The following is an 18,212-nucleotide window of genomic DNA, read 5'->3' as shown; positions in this document are numbered from 1 at the left end:
CCGCCCTTGTCACCACCCGGTCACAACCAGGTCACAGTGCAAAGGCAAGCGCCACGCCAGCAAACAGGCTCACACCGATCCAGTGGCTTTTGCTGAAGGCGGTAAAACAGCCTTCGCGCGTGCGCTGGCGGATCAGGCTGTAGTGCCACAGCATCTGCGCGGCGGCTACAGCCACGCCCAGCCACCAGGGCCAGGCCAGCTGCAAGGGTGCCAGCGCCAGCACCGTCAGGCCCAGGCAGACCACAAAGAAAGCCATGATGGCGGCGACATCAAAACGGCCCAAGGTGATGGCCGAGGTCTTCATGCCAATTTTCAGATCGTCGTCGCGGTCGACCATCGCGTACTCGGTGTCATAGGCCAGCACCATGCACATATTGGCCAGCCACAAGAGCCAGGCCATCAACGGCACCTGGCCTTGCACGGCGGCAAACGCAATCAGCACGCCAAAGTTGAAGGCAATGCCCAAGAAAGCCTGGGGCATGGCAAAAAAACGCTTGGTAAAGGGGTAGAGGATGGTGAACAGCACGGCAGGCACCGACCAGGCCACCGCTTCCCAGCGCGTGGTCAACACCAGCGCCAGCGACAGCAGGGTCAGCACCACGCCGACCATCGCCGCCTCGAACACCGAAATCTTGCCGGTGGTGATGGGGCGCTGCGCCGTGCGTTTGACATGGCGGTCGAACTTGCGGTCGGCAATGTCATTGATGCAGCAGCCTGCGCTGCGCATCAGAAAAGTGCCCAGCACAAACACCAGCACCAGGTGCCAGCCCGGAAAGCCCCCCGACGCGGCCCACAGCGCCACCAAGGTGGGCCAGACCAGCACCAGCCAGCCGGCAGGGCGGTTGAAGCGGATCAGATCCAGGTACAGCGCAAAGCGCTCAGACAGCGAGATGGAGGGATGGGCAGCAGCAGACATAGGGGGCAAGCATAGCGTCACAGGTCTACCCTGTGCCCTGTCTTTGTCAATTTTGGCGCCCGCCCCACCCCAGCACCAGGGCCGCCAGCGCGCACCAGGCCAGGCCCAGCAGCGCGCCAGCGAGCACATCGCTGGCAAAGTGCGCCTGCAGCAGGATGCGGCTGAGCGCAATGGTGGCGACCAACAGAGCGCAGAACCAGGCCAAGGCCCGGCTCGCCGTCGGCGAGAGGCGGCCGCGCAGCGCCAGCCACAGCAGGCCATAGACCACCACAGCGCCCGAGGTGTGGCCACTGGGGAAACTGGCGCCCGATGTCAGCATCTCATGGAGCACCTCGGGGCGGGCGCGGTCCAGCAGGTTTTTCAAAAGGCGCACCGCCAGGCCATTGAGGCCGATGAAAAACACCCAGGCCCACAAGGCCTGCCACTGCGCGCCCAGCGCCAACCAGCCCGCCACCAGCAGCACCATGACCGCCAGCCAGCGCACATCGCCCGCAGCGGTCAGCACATGCAAAACCTCACGCACCGGCGCCGAGACATGGTCTTGCGCCCATTGCTGGGCCCCCGCATCGGCCGCCATCAAGCGGGCATGGCCGGCATGCTCCGGGTAGACCACCACCCAGGCGAGCATCGCAAACACCAGCAAGCAGCCCGCTGCCACGCCCAGCGGCATCGCCACAGGCCGCTTGGCGGCATACAGCACGGCGGCCTGCCTGCGCGGCAGCCAGCGCCGAACCAGCGCCCCTGCAAGCAACCAGGTGACGAGCAGCGCCGGCATCCAGGCATCCAACATCGCCAAGCCTTGAAAGACGATGCCCGATCCCCCAGGCAGCTGACTGCTCTGGGCCATTGTTTGCTCGGCACCGAAAAGCATCAGAGCAGCCAAGCACAGACCCTGGCGGCACAGGCCCCGGCCAGCGGCCAACGACAACAGCCACCGAAGCGGCAACAACACAGACAACACGTTCACAACACCCCAGAAAATACAAAACCCCATGCAGGCATGCCATGCATGGGGTCCAAAAGAAACCGTGCAGCGCGGTTTAGGCTTGCAGCATGGTCACGCCTGGCAGGTTGCAGGCAAAGATGGCATTGCGCAGCGCGGCAATGGCTTCGTAGCGGGTGAAGCTGCGGCGCCACACCAGCACCACGCGGCGCTTGGGTGCTTCGTCGTTGATCTCGTCGGTCAGCGGAATGTAGCGGATATGGGTCTCGTCCGACTTGCGGCGGCGCACACCCTTTTCCAGCGCATCCTTGGGCACCGACAGACGCGGCACCAAGGTCACACCCATGCCGGCAGCCACCATGTGCTTGATGGTCTCGAGCGACGAGCCTTCAAAGGTGCGGCGGATGCCTTCGGTGTTGCTGGAGTAGCGCGCGAACTCGGGACAGACTTCGAGCACATGGTCACGGAAGCAGTGACCAGCGCCCAACAGCAGCATGGTTTCGTTCTTCAGCTCGCTGGCCGAGATGCTGTCACGCGTAGCCAGCGGGTGCACGCTGGGCACGGCCGCAAAGAAGGGCTCGTCATACAGCGGTGCCATGGCCAGACCGGTATCGGGGAAGGGCTCGGCCACGATGGCGCAGTCGATCTCACCGGTACGCAGCATTTCCAGCAGCTTGGCGGTCATGTTCTCGTTGATCATCAACGGCATCTGCGGCGTGCGCTCGATCGACTGGCGCACCAGCTCGGGCAGCAGATAGGGGCCGATGGTATAGATCACACCCAGGGTCAGCACACCGGCGAGCGGGTCCTTGCCGCGCTTGGCAATTTCCTTGATCGCGGCAGCCTGGTCCAGCACGATTTGCGCCTGGCGCACGATCTGGTCACCCAGACTGGTGACCGACACTTCCGAGGCACTGCGTTCAAACAGCTTGACCTCGAGTTCTTCCTCCAGCTTTTTGATGGCGACAGACAAGGTAGGTTGCGACACGTAGCAGGCATCAGCGGCGCGGCCGAAATGCCTTTCACGGGCGACAGCAACAATATATTTGAGCTCTGTAAGTGTCATGTCAGTTTTTAGTGCGAATCGCGTATTGTGCATGGCCTGTGCACCGCCTGGCTAGAGCGCCAAGAGGACAAAGTGCCACACTGTGTTTCATCAGAACCGCAAGCTATGAGTTGTACTCTATTCCAGAGCACCATGGGTACCAATGAGCGACAACAAAAATAGCATTAATCTATTATGCGTCAAATGCAAGCGCTTGCTCACTGCTCACGTAGGTAAATATGGATGCCGGCATTTACATAATGCTACATAGTCATGCACCTACTTGCTTCGCTACCTCCCTGTTTCATAAGACATATTTGCGGTTTTTGACGCCGAGATACGCCATAAATCCAGTTACAGGATACGTTTAACATCCTCTATTCACGCAACACCATCATCATTTTGCGCAGCACTCATAGCACGAATCAATCAATATTTACCTAAATTTCGTCGTGTTTTCGCAACTTTTGAATCTTGTTTGCAATGCTGCCATGCAGCGTAACTGGTAGCTATGTACCCGTTTTCAAGCTTTGAGGTACTCGGCCTTGCCGCCTAACCAGCGCAGCACATGGCTGGCCGCCAGATCCGGCCAGCGGTCCAGCATATGCGGCGCCAGCTCCCGCGCCCATTCCAACAAATGCTTGTCGGCCTCCAGATCGGCAAAACGCAGCAACGGGGCGCCTGACTGGCGTGCGCCCAGAAACTCGCCCGGCCCCCGGATTTCCAGATCGCGCCGGGCAATCTCGAAACCATCCGAGGTTTCGGCCATCGCCCGCAGGCGCTCTTTGGCCGTTTCGCCCAGTTTGCCGTTGTCCCCCACCGCGTACAGCAGCACACAGGCCGATGCGGCAGCGCCTCGCCCCACCCGCCCGCGCAGCTGGTGCAGCTGGCTCAGGCCAAAACGCTCGGCATGTTCGATCACCATCAGGCTGGCATTGGGCACATCGACGCCCACCTCAATCACCGTGGTGGAGACCAGCACGCCCATCACGCCTTCGCTGAACAAAGCCATGACGGCTTTTTTCTCGGCGGTCGGCATGCGCGAATGCAAGAGACCCACCATGACCCCGGGCAGCGCCTCGCTCAGGTCGGTATGGGTCGCAGTGGCATTGGACAGGTCCAGCGCCTCGCTCTCCTCGATCAAGGGGCAGACCCAGTAGACCTGGCGCCCCTGGGCAATCTGGTCGGCAATGCGCGAGACCACCTCATCGCGCCGGCTGTCGCTGATCAGCTTGGTGACCACCGGCGTGCGGCCCGGGGGCAGCTCATCGATGGTGGAGACATCCAGGTCGGCGTAATAGCTCATCGCCAAGGTGCGCGGGATGGGCGTGGCGCTCATCATCAGCATATGCGGCTCCATGCCGGTGGACAGCAGCTTTTGCCGCAGCGCCAGGCGCTGGGCCACACCAAAGCGGTGCTGCTCGTCGATGACGGCCAGCCCCAGCTTTTGGAACTGCACCTGGTCCTGGATGACGGCATGCGTGCCCACCACCAGCGCGGCCTCGCCGCTCTCGACCAGGGCCAGCATCTCGGTGCGCTGTTTTTTCTTTTGCGCACCGGCCAGCCAGGCCACCTTGAGGCCGCGCGGCGCGAGCAGGGGCTCGAGCCAGCCCACCAGCTTGGCAAAATGCTGCTCGGCCAGGATTTCGGTGGGCGCCATCAGCGCGCACTGCCAGCCCGCATCGATGGCGATCACCGCCGACAGCGCCGCCACAATGGTCTTGCCCGAGCCCACATCGCCTTGCAGCAAGCGGTGCATCGGTATGTTGCGCCCCAGGTCGCGGGCGATTTCCTCGCAGACCCGGCGCTGCGCCCCGGTCAGCGCAAAGGGCAGCGCGGCCAGAAACTGCTCATGCAGGTTCAGGCTGCCATCAGCCATGCGCTGCGCCGCCAGCGCCGGTGCGCGCAGGCGGTCGCGCTCGCGCTTGGCCGTCAGTTGCGACAGCTGCTGGGCCAGCAGCTCTTCGGCCTTGAGGCGCTGCCAGGCCGGGTGGCTATGGTCCTCCAGCGTTGCCAGCGCCACATCGGGCGTGGGGTGGTGCAAAAAATGTAGCGCCTCGCGCAAGGTGTAGGCCCGGCCCAGGCCGCCCTCACCCTGGTAGCGGGCGTAGGGCAGGTCCAGACCGGGCGGCAGGGTCTCGCTCAGGTCGGCGCGCTGCACGCCGCTGATCACCGCGCGGCGCAGATAGGGCTGGGGCAGCCCTGCCGTGGTGGGATAGACGGGCGTCAGCGACTGAGGCAGCTCGCCACCGGCCAGGCGAAAGGCCGGATGCAGCATTTGCCGGCCCCAAAAGCCCCCCTTGACCTCGCCACGGATGCGCAAGGTAGTGCCCACGGCCATGGTCTTTTGGTGCGAGGGGTAGAAGCTGAAAAAGCGCAGTTCGCAGGGGTCGCCATGGGCGTCCTCCACCCGAACCACCAACTGCCTGCGCGGGCGCAGCTGCACATCGGCCGACACCACCGTCGCCTCGATCTGCGCGACCTCGCCGTCACGCGCATTGCGCAGCGCAATGATGCGCGTCTCGTCCTCGTAGCGCAGCGGCAGGTGCAGGGCCAGATCGATGTCGCGCGTCAGCCCCAACTTGGTCAGCGCTTGCTGGGCCGGGTTCTTGGCAGGACTCTTGGCGGCGCTGGCTGCAGGCGCCACCTCAGGCGTCGCGCCCGTTACCTTGCGCGGCCGGCCAGGCTTACGCCCCTTGGCGGGCGCGGCATCATCAGCGGAGTTGGCGGGCGTGGCAGCGGACATGGAGGCAGTTTCAGCAATGCTGCATTCTGGCATGCTTTGCCGCACGACTGGTTAAAAAGACAGTGCCTCTGCAGGCCGCCCGCAGCATCAGCGCCGCACGCGACGGCGCCGCAGATAGCGCTCCCAGAGCTCGAACACCAGCTCAGACAGCAGCGCCAGCGCCGCAGCGGGCAAGGCGCCAGCCATCATCAACGCGCTGTCGTTCAAGGCCAGACCGGTCACAATGCGCTCGCCCAGGCCACCTGCACCAATGAAAGCCGCAATCGTGGCCGTGCCAATGCCGATCGCGCAGGCGGTGCGGATACCCGCCACCACCGTGGGCATTGCAATCGGCAGCTCCACCCAGCGCATGCGCTGCGGCCGTGTCATGCCCAGGGCCGAGCCCGCGCTGCGCAAACCCGGCGATACCTCCGCCAAGCCCGCGCAGGTGTTGCTCAAAATCGGCAAGATCGAATAAGCCGTCAGTGCCACCAGCGCCGGCAGCCGCCCGATCACGCCAAACCAGGCAATCAACACCGCCAGCAGCGCCAGCGACGGAATTGTCTGCAGCACCCCAGCCGCGCCCAGCGCCAACGCGCGCGAGCGTGCATGCGGAAACAGCACAATGCCGGCGGGCACCGCCATCAGCGCCGCCACCCCTACCGAAATGAGCACCAGCGCCAGATGCTGCGCCGTCAACCGCCACAGATCGGGGGCCACCAGACGCGTCCACAGCCGCGCAGCAAAACTGGGCTGGCCAGCGGCTTTGGCATCGGCCGAGGTAGCGCCAGCCGCTTGCGGCGCCCCACCTGCCAGAAACTGCTTGGCAATCTCGGCGAAGCCCTGGCCCTGCAGCTCCGCCTGGGCATTCATGCCGATCATCGCCTCTTCGCTGATCCGGCCCTGCAGCTTTTGCAGCGCGGCCCAGGCCACCGGCTTTTGCTGGGGCAGCTCCTGGCGGTAGAGCAGCAGCGCGTCATAGCGCGGAAAGTACGCCAGGTCGTCCTCCAGCACCAAGAGGCCCAAATGGTCGATCTTGGCATCGGTGGTGTAGATATCCATCACATCGATGTGCTGCTGCGTGATGGCCTCATAAGCGAGGCCATGGTCCAGCCCCTGGGGCTTGGCCTGCAGGCGGTAGCGCTGGGCCAGGCCCGGCCAGCCGTCACCCCGGCCAATGAATTCGTTGGACAGGCCATAGCGCAGCTGACTGTGGCGCGCCAGGTCGCTCAAGCTTCGGATGCCCAGCTCCTCGGCCTGCTTGCGGCGCATCGCCAGCGCATAGCCGTCGTTAAAGCCCAAGGGCACACCCACCGCCAGGCCCAGCGGCGCCAGCGCTTCGTTCAGCGACGCCAGGTCGCTACCCTTGGCATGCTTGGCAATCTCCAGCGCAATGGTGCCGCTGTACTCGGCATAGACATCGATCTGGCCGGAGCGCAGCGCCTCGTAGACGATGGCAGTATTGCCCAAGCCCTGGCGTACCTGGGTCTGGACGCCAGCGGCCTGGGCCTGCTGGGCCATGATCTCGGCCAGCACATAGGATTCGGTAAAACGCTTGGAGCCCACGCGCAGGCTCTCCTCCTGCGCGGCCCCGGCAGCCGGTGCCGCGAGGATGCCCAGAACCCAGACCAGCGCTAAGGTCATCAAGTGGCAAAGACGTTGCATCGGGCCACTATAGCAAGCGCATCGCCCAGCCACGTAGGAGGCCACCACCAACGGCCCCAAGCCCGCGCAGCCTGCTGCGCCTCTGCCACAGTGGCACAATCGCCCCCTTGTTTTGATCCCTGTGAGCTGCGGGTGTGTTCCGCCTGCATGAGCCAACGATGACTGCCTTCTCCGGTGCCCGCCGCACTTTTCAACTGAGCGATTTCGATTTCGAGCTACCAGAAGCACTGATTGCCCAACACCCGGCTGCCGAGCGCAGCGGCTCCCGCCTGCTGGATGCGCGCGAGCCCGGCCTGGTGGACCGCCGCTTCCACGAGCTGCCCGATCTGCTGCAGGCCGGTGATCTGTTGGTCTTCAACGACACCGAGGTGATCAAGGCGCGCATCTTTGGCGAGAAGTCCAGCGGCGGCAAGATCGAGCTGCTGATCGAGCGCGTGCTGCAGGACAACGAAGTCGTCGCGCACATGAAGGTCAGCAAAAAGCCGGCCGTGGGCGGCGTGCTGCACATGATGGGCGGCAAGAAGGCCGGCGGCTTTGACGCCACCTTGCTGGGCCGCTGGCCCAACGAGATGGGCGCACTGTTTCGCCTGCGCCTGAGCGGCCCCAACGGCGAATCGCCCTGGGAGCTGATGCAGCAGCACGGCCACATCCCCCTGCCCCCTTATATAGAGCGCGAGCAGCAGACCGGCCAGGATCCCAACCAGGCCGAGGACGAGCAGCGCTACCAGACCGTGTTTGCCAAGAACCCCGGCGCCGTGGCCGCCCCCACCGCCGCGCTGCACTTTGACGAGAAGGTGCTGGCGGCCCTGGAGGCCAAGGGCGTGGAGCGCGCCAGCGTCACCTTGCATGTGGGCGCAGGCACTTTCCAGCCGGTCAAGACCGAGAACCTCAAAGACCACCAGATGCACAGCGAGTGGTACAACATTCCACTGCCCACCCTGGCGGCGCTGGAGCGTTGCCGCCTGCGCGGTGGCCGGGTCATCGCGGTAGGCACCACCACGGTGCGCACCCTGGAGTCCTGGGCCCGCACCGGCCAGCTCTCGGACGACACCAATATCTTCATCACGCCCGGCTTCCCGTTCCGCGTGGTCGACATGCTGGTCACCAACTTCCACCTGCCCAAGAGCAGCCTGATGATGCTGGTCAGCGCCTTTGCCGGCTACGAGCACATCATGGGCCTGTACCAGCACGCGATTGCGCAGCAGTACCGCTTCTTCAGCTATGGTGACTCGATGCTGCTGCAGCGCCAAAAGGAGCCGGCCGCGGCCGACGCGGCCACCGAGCAGCTGCCTGCTGCGTTCTGACGCCCATGGCCAGGCTCCAGCCGGGCCCAGGCCGACTCAAGCCCGGCCACTGCCCAGCGCAGGCCCGGGCTGCCCCTGCGCGGCCGATCCCTGCAGGATATAGAGCTGGAAATCGCCGATCTGCACCACATCGCCGGCGAAGAGAATCTTGCGTTTGACCGGCACGCCGTTGACCAAGGTGCCATTGGTACTGCCATGGTCCTCGATGGTCAGCACGCCGGCGCGTTCGCGCAGAAAAAACGCGCCGTGACTGCGGCTCACACTGGGGTGGTCCAGCATAAAGCGGCTGCCGGGGTCGCGGCCAATGGTCGAGAAGCCCTCCTCCACGCTCCAGGTGTGCAGGCTCAGTCGCTTCTTGTCCTTGACCAGAATATCTTTTGCCATCGCAGGTGCCTTCTGTGGTTGCCGTTGCAAGGTGGCATGCGCCGTCGCCAATCTACCAAACCAAGGCGCAATTCAGAAATAGTCGCAAAAGCGCCGGCCCCCCACCTCATGCACCTGCACGGGGATTTCATAGAGGTCGCTGAGCACTTCGTCGCGCACGACCACCTCGGGCGGGCCTTCGCAGTACAGCGCGCCGCCCTTCATCGCGATGATGTGGTCGGCATAGCTGGCGGCAAAGTTGATGTCGTGCAGCACGACCACCACGGTCTTGCCGGCATCCTGCACCGCCTGGCGCAGCAGCTTCATCATGCCCACGGCATGGGCCATGTCCAGGTTGTTGAGCGGCTCGTCAAACAGGATGTAGCGCGTGTTCTGGCACAGCACCATGGCGATGTAGGCGCGCTGGCGCTGGCCCCCCGAGAGCTCGTCGAGAAAGCGCTCTGCCAGCGGCTGGAGCTTCAAGTAGTTCAGCGCCGCATCCACATGCACGCGGTCCTCTTCGGTCAGCCGGCCCTTGGAATGCGGAAAGCGGCCAAAGGCCACCAGGTCACGCACCGTCAGGCGCAGAGCGCTTTGGTTGTCCTGGCGCAAGATCGCCATCACCCGCGCCAGCGCATCGCTGGCGGTGGTCGTGATGTCTTGGCCCTCGATGCGCACCGTGCCCGAGGTCATCGGCATCAGCCGGCTGATGAGCGACAGTGCCGTCGATTTGCCCGCGCCATTGGGCCCGATGATGGCCGTCAGCCGCCCTTGGGGAATGCGCAGGCTCAGGTCATGCAGCACCGTCGTGGTGCCATGGGTCTTGCACAGCTTGTCGGTTTCAATCATGGCTGGTCGCTGCGCTCAGCTCTTGGCCTTGCGCACTAAAAGATAGATAAAGGTCAGTCCGCCCAGGAACTCCACCACGATGGACAGCGAGGTGTTGAAGCCAAACAGGCGCTCGAGCACCATCTGCCCGCCCACCAGCAACAAGCCGCCCAGCAGCACCGAGCCGGCCAAGGTGTAGCGGTGCTGGTGGCTGTGCATCAGCTGGTAGGCCATGTTGCTCACCAGCAGGCCAAAAAAGGTCACCGGCCCGACCAGCGCGGTCGAGATGGACACCAAAATGGCCACCACCACCAAGACGCCCATCACCGCGCGCTGGTAGTTCACGCCCAGGTTGACGGCCACCTCGCGCCCCAGCGCCAGCACGTCGAGCATGTGGCGCTGGCGCCAGACCCAGATGCCCACCAGTGCAATCGCCGGCAGCGACAGCAGCAGCAAGGGAAGCGAGACCGTGTTGAAGTTCGCAAACAAGCGGTCTTGCAGCACGGTGAACTCATTGGGGTCCATCACGCGCCAGACAAAGTTGTTGAGGCTGCGAAAAAATATACCCGCGACAATGCCCACCAGCAGCAGCAAATGCAGGTTGCTGGCCTGGCCCCGGAACAGCCAGACAAACAGGCTCGTCGACAGCAGCACCATCAGCCCCACATTCATGCCAAAGCGCGAGAGCTCCGGAATCTGCATGGCCGCTGCGCCCAACGTAAAGGCCAGCACCGACTGGATCAGCTGGAACAGCGCGTCAAAGCCCATCACCGCCGGCGTCAGGATGCGGTTGTTGGTCACCGTCTGGAACAGCACGGTGGAGACGCCGATGGCAAAGGCCACCGTCCACATGGTTGCCAGCTTCTTGCCGCGCAGGGGCAGCACAAAGCTCCACTCGGCCTGCACCTGGCTGGTCATAAAGTACAGGCTGGCGAGCAGCGCCAAGGCCAGCAGCAGCCACAGACGCCGCGCCGGCGTGCCCAGCCACGAGACAGATGCAGGCGCCGCCACGGCAGGCGAGGTAGACAAGCTGTTCATCTCAGCCTCCCATGCGCTTGCGGCGCGACAGCAGCAGCGCCAGGAACATCGCACTGCCCAGCACCCCCATCACGGTGCCGATCGGTATCTCGTACGGGGCGATGACCACGCGCCCGATCAGGTCGCAGGCCAGCGCCATCAAGGCCCCCGCCCAGGCGACCCAGAGCACGGATTTGCGCACGTTGTCGCCCACCACCAGGCGCACCAGGTTGGGCACGATCAGGCCGACAAAGGGAATGATGCCGACAGTGACGATCACCGACGCGGTGACAACCGCCACCACCAGCACGCCCTGCGCCACCAGGCGCTTGTAGTTGAGCCCAAGGTTGGTGGCGAAGTCCTGCCCCATGCCGGCCACCGTGAAGCGGTCTGCCGCCAGCATCGCCAGCGCCGTGATGCCCAGCGACAGCCAGAGCATCTCGTAGCGGCCCTGCACAATGGCCGAGAAATCGGCCGTCATCCAGGAGCGCGCCGCCTGCATCAGGTCAAAGCGGTAGGCGATAAAAGTGGTGGCCGATTCGATCACGCCCGACAGCACGAGGCCCACCAAGGGCACGATCAGCGCCGAGCGCAGCCGTATGCGGCTGAGCACCGCCAGGAACAGGGCCGTACCCGCCAGTGCAAACACCGCCGCCAGACCCATCTTGCCGAACACCGGCATATCGGGCCACCACAGGATGCCGATCAGCATGCCCATACCGGCCGATTCGGCCGTGCCCATGGTCGTAGGCTCGACATAGTGGTTGCGCGCCAGCATCTGCATCAGCAGGCCGGCCACCGCCATCGCGCTGCCGGCCAGCAGCAGTGCCAGGGTACGCGGCACGCGGCTGGCCACCAGCACCTGGGTGGCCAGGTCATCGTCGTTGTGGGAGAACAGGCGCAGCAAGGTCGTCACCGACACATCGCTGACGCCCACCAGCAGGCTGACAAAGGCCAGCAAGGCCAGAGCCGCGACGGCGGGCAGTGCAAAGGCCAGCGCACGCAGCGCAGGGCTGCGCCCGCCGCGTGGCGCTTGGTCGGTCAAGGTCGTCATGCTGTGGCTCGCAACGGGGGCTGGCTCAGCACGCCAATCAGGCCTTGGAGAACGCGTTGATCAGCTGCGTCACATCGTCATGCAACGAGCCGGGGCTGGCATTGCCCAGCAGGTACCAGTTGGCCGAGTTCAGGTAGACGATCTGCTTTTTCTTGGCCGCCTTGGTGGCGTTGACCAGGGGGTTGTCCAGCAGCTTGGCGGCCGATGCGCCTTCGCGACCAATGGCGGCATCGCGGTCCAGCACAAACAGCCAGTCCGGGTTGGTCTTGAGGATGAACTCGAACGAGATCGCCTGGCCATGGCCAGCCACCTTGATGTCCTTGTTGGCGGCGGGAATGCCATAGACATCGTGCAGCATGCCAAAGCGCGAGCCCGGGCCATAGGCGCTGAGCTTGCCGCCATTGGTCATCACCATCAGGCCGGCGCCCTTGTTGGCCGTCAGGCCCTTGAGCTTGTCGATATCGGCCTGCATCGCGGCCATCAAGGTCTGGGCCTGGGCTTCGTTGCCGACCATCTCGCCCAGGATCTTCAAATGCTTGAAAGCGCTGGCCACCGGCTGGGTGTTGTCCACCGTCAGGTCCAAGGTCGGCGCAATCTTGGCCAGCTCGGCCACCTTGGCGGCCGAGCGGCCACCGGCGACGATCACATCGGGCTTGAGGCCCTTGACCACCTCGTAGTTGGGCTCGAACAGGCTGCCGATGCGGGTGTAGTCCTTGCTGGCGTATTGCTCCAGCACCGGCGGGAACTTCACGACTTCGGGTACGCCCTTGACCTCGGCGCCCAGTGCGCGCAGGCAGTCGAGCGCGGCCAGGTCAAACACCAGGATGGTCTTGGGCTTGACCGGGATCTGCACCGGGCCGCCCGCTTGCTGCACCGTCAGGGTCTGCTGCGCCAGTGCGGCGCCTGCCGCCCAGGGCAGGGTCACCAAGGCACCCAGTTGCAGCAGCGACTGGCGGCGGTTGACGGTAGAGCGAGCGGAGCGCGACATGGAACATCCTTTGGTTGGAAAGCCGGCAGCCCCTGCATGCACCCGACCCAAGACCGTATCGCTACTGTTTTTCTTGCGCCCGCACGCTGAGCCCCAGCGGTTGATGGAATGGAGATATCGCCTGATGCCTGCCAAGCTGCTGCGCCCGGAGGCTTTACACAACTGACACATTTGCGAATCGTTCTCATTTGAATGGTAACACGCTGTTTTGTTCCCCTCGGTTCAAGGCGGGTACAAACCCGCAGAACGATCCAGCAGCCGCCGGACTGTCCCTGATCGGACAGTGGGGCGCAAAAACTGCAGCCACAGCGCCACGCCGGGGCCCCCAGCGGACATCCGCTTTCTACAATGGAGCCACACCAAGCCAGCCCTTCGACTCCGCAGGAGACCGGCCGCCGCATGGTGCCCCTGCCCGCGTGACTCCCCCGACAGCCCCTGCCACTGCCTCTGCCCCACCCGGCAAAGGCCTGATAAGCCCCCCTGCCCTTGCCGCGGACAGCGCCGCCCGCCTGCCCGAAACAACCCACACCCCGCCCCCGCGCCGCCCTGGTGAAGGCTCGGCTTTGACCGGCATTGTGCTCACGGTGCTGGCCTGCGCCTGTTTCTGCCTGCTCGATACCGGCTCCAAATACGCGGGCGCGCTGCTGCCGCTGTTGATGGCGCTGTGGCTGCGCTATGTATTGCAATCGGTGTTCACCGTCGGCTGGGGCGTCTACCAATACGGCAGTGCAGCGTTTCACACCAGCCATCCGCGCTTCCAGGTGGTGCGCGCTGCGCTGTTTTGCGGCAGCAATGCCTGCGCAATGATGAGTCTGCGCTACCTGCCGCTGGCTGAGTTCACGGCCGTCGTCGCGATGACGCCACTGGCGATGACGCTGGTAGCAGCGCTCTGGCTCAAGCAGCCCGTCAGCCCGCTGCGCTGGGTGCTGGTGGCCATGGGCTTTCTGGGCACGGTGGTCATCATCCGCCCGGGCAGCGCCAATTTCAGCGGCGGCGCACTTATCTGGCCGGCGCTGCAGCTGGCAGCCAACACCGCCTACCAGATCGTCAGCAGCCAGATGGCAGGCAGAGAGCGCCCCGTCACCACCCAGATCTACACCAGCTTGCTGGCGCTGGTGCTGACCAGCGCCAGCCTGCCCTGGTTCTGGCAGATGCCGACCACCACCGCCCTGTGGCTGGCGGCGCTGGCCATGGGTGTGGGCAGTACCATTGGCCACCTGATGCTGCTCAAGGCCTATGAGCATGCCAAGCCGGCCACGATATCGCCCTTTCTCTACAGCCAGATCCCCTTTGCCGTGTTCTCGGGTTGGCTGCTGTACGGCCATATCCCCGACCACTGGGCGGTGCTGGGCATGGTCGCGATTGCGCTGGGCGGCGCGCTCAGCGCCTGGCTGTCGGTGCGCGAATCACGTTAATGCCCGCAGCCACATAGAGACGAAAAAAAGCGCCACCGAAACCTGTTCGGTGGCGCCCTGGGTGTGTTGGTTCCGCTTGCGCGTCAGTAGGCGACCGCCTGGCCGTCCTTGCGCGGATCGGAGCCGGCCGCATAGTGCCCGCCTTCACGCACAATCAGCTGCGCACCGCCAAAGGCGAACACGCCATGGCCTTCTTCGATGGTCACCTCATGGCCCAGCGCACGCAGCGCGGCAATCACCTGTGGGTCAAAGCCCAGCTCGACGGAGACCTGGTTGCCACCGGTCACGCGCCAGCGCGGTGCGTCTGCAGCGGCTTGCGGGTTCTGGCCATAGCGCAGCACGCGCACGGCCATCTGCACATGGCCCTGGCTTTGCATCGGGCCGCCCATCACGCCAAAGGCCATCTGCGGCGAGCCATCGGCATGCATCGCAAAGGCGGGGATGATGGTGTGCGAGGGGCGCTTGCCCGGCGCCACCTGGTTGGCGTGCCCCGCCTCGGTGGTAAAGCCCGCCCCCCGGTTTTGCAGGCTGATGCCGGTGCCCGGCACGACCACACCCGAGCCAAAACCCATGTAGTTGGACTGGATGAAGGACACCATCATGCCGCTCTCGTCGCAGGCCGTCAGGTAGACGGTGCCGCCCGGCTTGGGCGCGCCATAGCGGGCAACGCTGGCCTTGCTGCGGTCGATCAGCTGGGCGCGTTCGGCCAGGTAGGCCGGGTTCAGCAGGTCTTGCTGGGGGTGGACGCGCATATGGTCGATATCGGCGTTGTACTGGGCCAGGTCGGCCAGCGCCAGCTTCATTGCCTCGATCTGCAGGTGCACGGTCTCGGCGCTGTCCAGCGGCTGGTCGCCAATGCCAATGGCATCGAGCAGGCCCAGCGCAATCAGCGCGGCAATGCCCTGGCCATTGGGCGGGATCTCATGCACCACCGAGTCGCCAAAGGGCTGGGCCACCGTGCCCACCCAGTCGCAGCGGTGGGCGGCCAGGTCCTCGGCTGTCATCACGCCGCCGTTGGCCTGGCTGTGGGCCGCCATCTTTTGCGCCAGCGCACCCCGGTAAAAGGATTCGCCCAGGGTCTCGGCAATCTCTTCCAGGGTGCGGGCATGCGCCTCGCTCTGGAACCAGTTGCCCGCCTGCGGTGCCTGGCCGCCCGGCGCAAAGCATTCCTTGAAACCGGGCTGGTCGCCCAGCTTGGCCAGGCCCAGCGCCCAGAGCTTGGCAATCGTCGGCGACACCGCAAAGCCATGGCGCGCATAGTCGATCGCCGGTTGCGCCACTTGCGCAAAAGGCAGCTTGCCAAAGCGTCTGGACAGCTCCACCCAGCCCGAGACCGCACCGGGCACGGTGACCGCATTCCAGCCTTTTTCAGGGATACCGCCGAGCTTGTCAAAGTACTCCGGCGTCCAGCCCGCTGGCGCGCGGCCCGATGCGTTCAGGCCATGCAGCTCCTGGCCGTCCCAGACAATCGCGAAGGCATCGCTGCCAATGCCGCAACCCGTGGGCTCCACCACCGTCAAGGTCATCGCCGCGGCCAGCGCCGCATCCACCGCATTGCCGCCCGCTTGCAGCATGCGCAGGCCCGCTTGCGCGGCCAGCGGTTGCGAGGTGCTCACCACATTGCGGCCCAGGATGGGCGAGCGCTGCGAGGCATAGGGCTGGGCCCAGTCTTTCACGGTGGTCATGTCTTGTCTTTCTGAATGCAAACGAGATGGCAGCCGGGGCAGCAACCGCCGCCCCGGTCTTGAGGTGGCAAGGCTTATTCGAGCGTGATGTGGTTGTCCTGGATCACCTTGGCCCAGCGGGCGCTGTCGGCCTTGACCAGATCCGCAAACTGCGCAGGCGTACCAGGCTTGGCCACATCGGCGCCCAGCTTGGCCAGGCTGGCCACCACCTCGGGATTTTGCATGGCCTTGTTGAAGGCGGCATTGATCTTGGCGGTCAGCTCGGGCTTGAGGCCTGCCGGCGCATAGACGCCAAACCAGGTCACCGACGAATAGCCGGGCAGGCCCGATTCGGCCACCGTGGGCAGCTGGGGCGCGAGCTGGGTGCGCTCGGCGCTGGTCACCGCCAGCGCACGCAGGCGGCCGCTGGCCACATGGGGCATGCCGGTGGGGATGGAGTCAAACAGCAGATGCACCTGGCCGGTGGCCAGATCGCTGATCGACTGGGCCGTGCCCTTGTAGGGCACATGGGTCAGGGTGATGCCCGCCTGGGCTGCAAAGGCAGCGGTGTTCAGGTGCACGATGGTGCCATTGCCGCTGGTGGCGTAGTTCAGCTTGCCGGGGTTGGCCTTGGCATAGCTGATCAGCTCCTGCACGGTCTTGACCGGCAGCGAGTTGGTCACCAGCAGCACGCTGGCGGCATCGGCCACATGGGCAATCGGGGTGAAGTCCTTGTCCGCGCGGTAGGCCAGCTTGGGCATCAGATGCGGCGAGATCGCATGGGTGCTGCTGGTGGTGAACAGCAGGGTGTAGCCGTCGGCGCTGGCCTTGGCGGCCTCGGCGGTGCCGATGGTGCCGCCCGCGCCGGGGCGGTTGTCGATCACCAGCGACTGGCCCAGCTCCTGCGACACCTTTTGCGCCACCACGCGGGCCACCAGATCGGTCGCGCCGCTGGGCGGAAAGGGCACGATGACGCGGATCGCGCGCTCAGGCCATGGGCCGCCTTGGGCTGCGGCAAACGGGGACAGCACAGCCAGCGCCGCGCCAGCCACCAGGCCGGCGAGCATCGGCCGGCGGCCAGGCATGCGAGAGAAAAGAGAATTGGTAGTTGGCATGGTGGTGAGCGAGTTGCATAACATCTGCGAAGCACTCTGCGCTTGTGGCGCGGGCCAGAACAACCGGTTCTTATGCGCCCATGGCGGGTGTGCCATGCGCGCTGGGGCAAAGGCGCCTGCGTGAAGCATTGCATATTAAAAGCCTGTGACAACAGACACCACCACCGATTTGGCAAGGTAGGTTTGCCTATACGGCAATGGGTTTATGCTTAGACCATTCTTTTGCGCAATACCACCATGCCCCACCGCCCGCCCACGCATCTGCAGGACACTGCCCTTCGCTACTTCCATGAGGTGGTGCAGTGCGGCTCGGTCAGCGCCGCATCGCTGCGTCTGCATGTGGCCAGCTCGGCCGTCAGCCGCCAGATCAGCGGGCTGGAGGCCCAGCTGGGCACGGCGCTGTTCGAGCGCCATGCGCGCGGCATGCAGCCCACGGCGGCCGGTCAGATCCTGGCCGAGCTGGCGCGCCGCATCAGCCTCGATGCCGAGCAGGCCATCGATGCCATCCATGCGCTCGACAGCTTGCGCGCCGGCCTGGTGCGCATCGCCACCTCGGACGCCTTTGCCAATGAGCTGCTGCCCCAGGCCTGCGTGGCCTTTGCGCGCCGCCACCCGGGCCTGCGCTTTGAGGTGAGCATGGTGCCGACCTTGCAGGTCTCGGCCAAGCTGCTCGCCGGCGAGGCCGATATTGGTCTGCGCTTCAGCATGTCCCCGCTCAAGAACATTGCCGTGGTGCACCGCCAAAGCGCGCCGGTGCTGGCCGTGTTGCCGCCCGGCCATGTGCTGGCGCGCCAGGCATCGCTCACCTTGGCCGAGCTGGCCCGGCATCCGCTCGCCTTGCCGCCGGCCGAGACGGCGATCCGCCAGATGATCGACCTGGCCTGCAGCCGCCAGGGCCTGCAGCTGGACCCGGTGCTGACCACCAACCATGCCAAGACCTTGCTCAATTTCGCGCTGCATGGCGGGGGCGTCACCGTCTCCAGCGAAGTGGGGGTGCGCCATATGCTGGCAGCGGGCAGCCTGGTCGCCCGCCCGTTGACCGATGCCGGCCTGGACCTGCGCGATATCGAGGTGCAAACCTTGGCGGGCCGCCAGCTGCCCGCCGCTGCCCAGGCCTTTTTGGGGCTGCTGGTGCAGGAGCTGCAGGCCGTGCCGAGCCCGCGCTAAAAC

General features: G+C 65.0%; 15 protein-coding genes. 3 read left to right on the top strand and 12 right to left on the bottom strand.

Annotated elements, in window-relative coordinates; genetic code table 11:
- Positions 1–31: 31 nt before the first annotated feature.
- The 5 genes from ubiA to DCO45_RS13375 all read right to left on the bottom strand — a co-directional run bounded on the left by ubiA (position 32) and on the right by DCO45_RS13375 (position 7,273).
- On the bottom strand, positions 32–916 hold the full coding sequence (ubiA, locus tag DCO45_RS13395; protein ID WP_116926307.1) for a 4-hydroxybenzoate octaprenyltransferase: 885 nt from the start codon (positions 914–916) through the stop codon (positions 32–34).
- 46 nt (positions 917–962) lie between these two features.
- Positions 963–1,763, bottom strand: a complete 801-nt coding sequence (locus DCO45_RS13390; protein WP_165841198.1) for a phosphatase PAP2 family protein — start codon at positions 1,761–1,763, stop codon at positions 963–965.
- A gap of 193 nt (positions 1,764–1,956) precedes the next feature.
- Entirely contained in the window at positions 1,957–2,925 is a 969-nt protein-coding gene (locus DCO45_RS13385; protein ID WP_021028298.1) for a LysR substrate-binding domain-containing protein, read from the bottom strand.
- Positions 2,926–3,427: 502 nt separating this feature from the next.
- A complete protein-coding gene (gene recG, locus DCO45_RS13380; protein ID WP_116926397.1) occupies positions 3,428–5,650 on the bottom strand; it encodes an ATP-dependent DNA helicase RecG in 2,223 nt (740 codons plus the stop codon).
- 87 nt (positions 5,651–5,737) lie between these two features.
- A complete protein-coding gene (locus DCO45_RS13375) occupies positions 5,738–7,273 on the bottom strand; it encodes a glycine betaine ABC transporter substrate-binding protein (protein WP_232539460.1) in 1,536 nt (511 codons plus the stop codon).
- Positions 7,274–7,452: 179 nt separating this feature from the next.
- On the opposite strand from DCO45_RS13375, the gene queA reads away from it, so the two are divergent.
- Positions 7,453–8,598, top strand: a complete 1,146-nt coding sequence (gene queA, locus DCO45_RS13370; protein ID WP_116926304.1) for a tRNA preQ1(34) S-adenosylmethionine ribosyltransferase-isomerase QueA — start codon at positions 7,453–7,455, stop codon at positions 8,596–8,598.
- A gap of 36 nt (positions 8,599–8,634) precedes the next feature.
- Here queA and DCO45_RS13365 read toward each other — a convergent pair whose 3' ends face one another.
- From DCO45_RS13365 to DCO45_RS13345, 5 genes are all read right to left on the bottom strand, one after another.
- Positions 8,635–8,982, bottom strand: a complete 348-nt coding sequence (locus DCO45_RS13365) for an FHA domain-containing protein (protein ID WP_116926303.1) — start codon at positions 8,980–8,982, stop codon at positions 8,635–8,637.
- A gap of 72 nt (positions 8,983–9,054) precedes the next feature.
- Positions 9,055–9,810, bottom strand: a complete 756-nt coding sequence (locus DCO45_RS13360) for an ATP-binding cassette domain-containing protein (RefSeq protein WP_116926302.1) — start codon at positions 9,808–9,810, stop codon at positions 9,055–9,057.
- A 15-nt stretch (positions 9,811–9,825) separates the two neighbouring features.
- Positions 9,826–10,827, bottom strand: a complete 1,002-nt coding sequence (locus tag DCO45_RS13355) for an iron chelate uptake ABC transporter family permease subunit (protein ID WP_116926301.1) — start codon at positions 10,825–10,827, stop codon at positions 9,826–9,828.
- A gap of 1 nt (position 10,828) precedes the next feature.
- Positions 10,829–11,860, bottom strand: coding sequence for an iron chelate uptake ABC transporter family permease subunit (locus DCO45_RS13350; RefSeq protein WP_116926300.1), 1,032 nt, complete (start codon positions 11,858–11,860; stop codon positions 10,829–10,831).
- 37 nt (positions 11,861–11,897) lie between these two features.
- On the bottom strand, positions 11,898–12,848 hold the full coding sequence (locus DCO45_RS13345) for a siderophore ABC transporter substrate-binding protein (protein ID WP_116926299.1): 951 nt from the start codon (positions 12,846–12,848) through the stop codon (positions 11,898–11,900).
- A 563-nt stretch (positions 12,849–13,411) separates the two neighbouring features.
- Between DCO45_RS13345 and DCO45_RS13340 the strand changes: the two genes are divergently transcribed.
- Positions 13,412–14,263: a DMT family transporter gene (locus DCO45_RS13340; protein WP_243419345.1), complete on the top strand. Its 852-nt coding sequence runs from the start codon at positions 13,412–13,414 to the stop codon at positions 14,261–14,263.
- An 83-nt stretch (positions 14,264–14,346) separates the two neighbouring features.
- On the opposite strand, the gene DCO45_RS13335 is transcribed toward DCO45_RS13340, so the two are convergent.
- Complete coding sequence (locus tag DCO45_RS13335; RefSeq protein WP_116926298.1) at positions 14,347–15,948, bottom strand: gamma-glutamyltransferase family protein; 1,602 nt, start codon at positions 15,946–15,948, stop codon at positions 14,347–14,349.
- A gap of 74 nt (positions 15,949–16,022) precedes the next feature.
- Positions 16,023–17,042 (bottom strand): tripartite tricarboxylate transporter substrate binding protein, encoded by a 1,020-nt coding sequence (locus DCO45_RS13330; RefSeq protein WP_232539461.1) that lies wholly within the window; start codon positions 17,040–17,042, stop codon positions 16,023–16,025.
- 237 nt (positions 17,043–17,279) lie between these two features.
- On the opposite strand from DCO45_RS13330, the gene DCO45_RS13325 reads away from it, so the two are divergent.
- Positions 17,280–18,209 carry a LysR family transcriptional regulator gene (locus DCO45_RS13325; protein ID WP_116926395.1) on the top strand — a complete coding sequence of 310 codons (930 nt, stop codon included), beginning with the start codon at positions 17,280–17,282 and terminating at the stop codon, positions 18,207–18,209.
- The last annotated feature ends 3 nt before the right edge of the window (positions 18,210–18,212 follow it).

It is taken from the genome of Comamonas sp. JNW (genome assembly GCF_003105075.1).
Taxonomy (GTDB): Bacteria; Pseudomonadota; Gammaproteobacteria; order Burkholderiales; family Burkholderiaceae_C; genus Comamonas; species Comamonas squillarum.
Note: the sequence above shows the minus strand (reverse complement) of the source record. Positions and strands in the feature narration are given on the sequence as shown.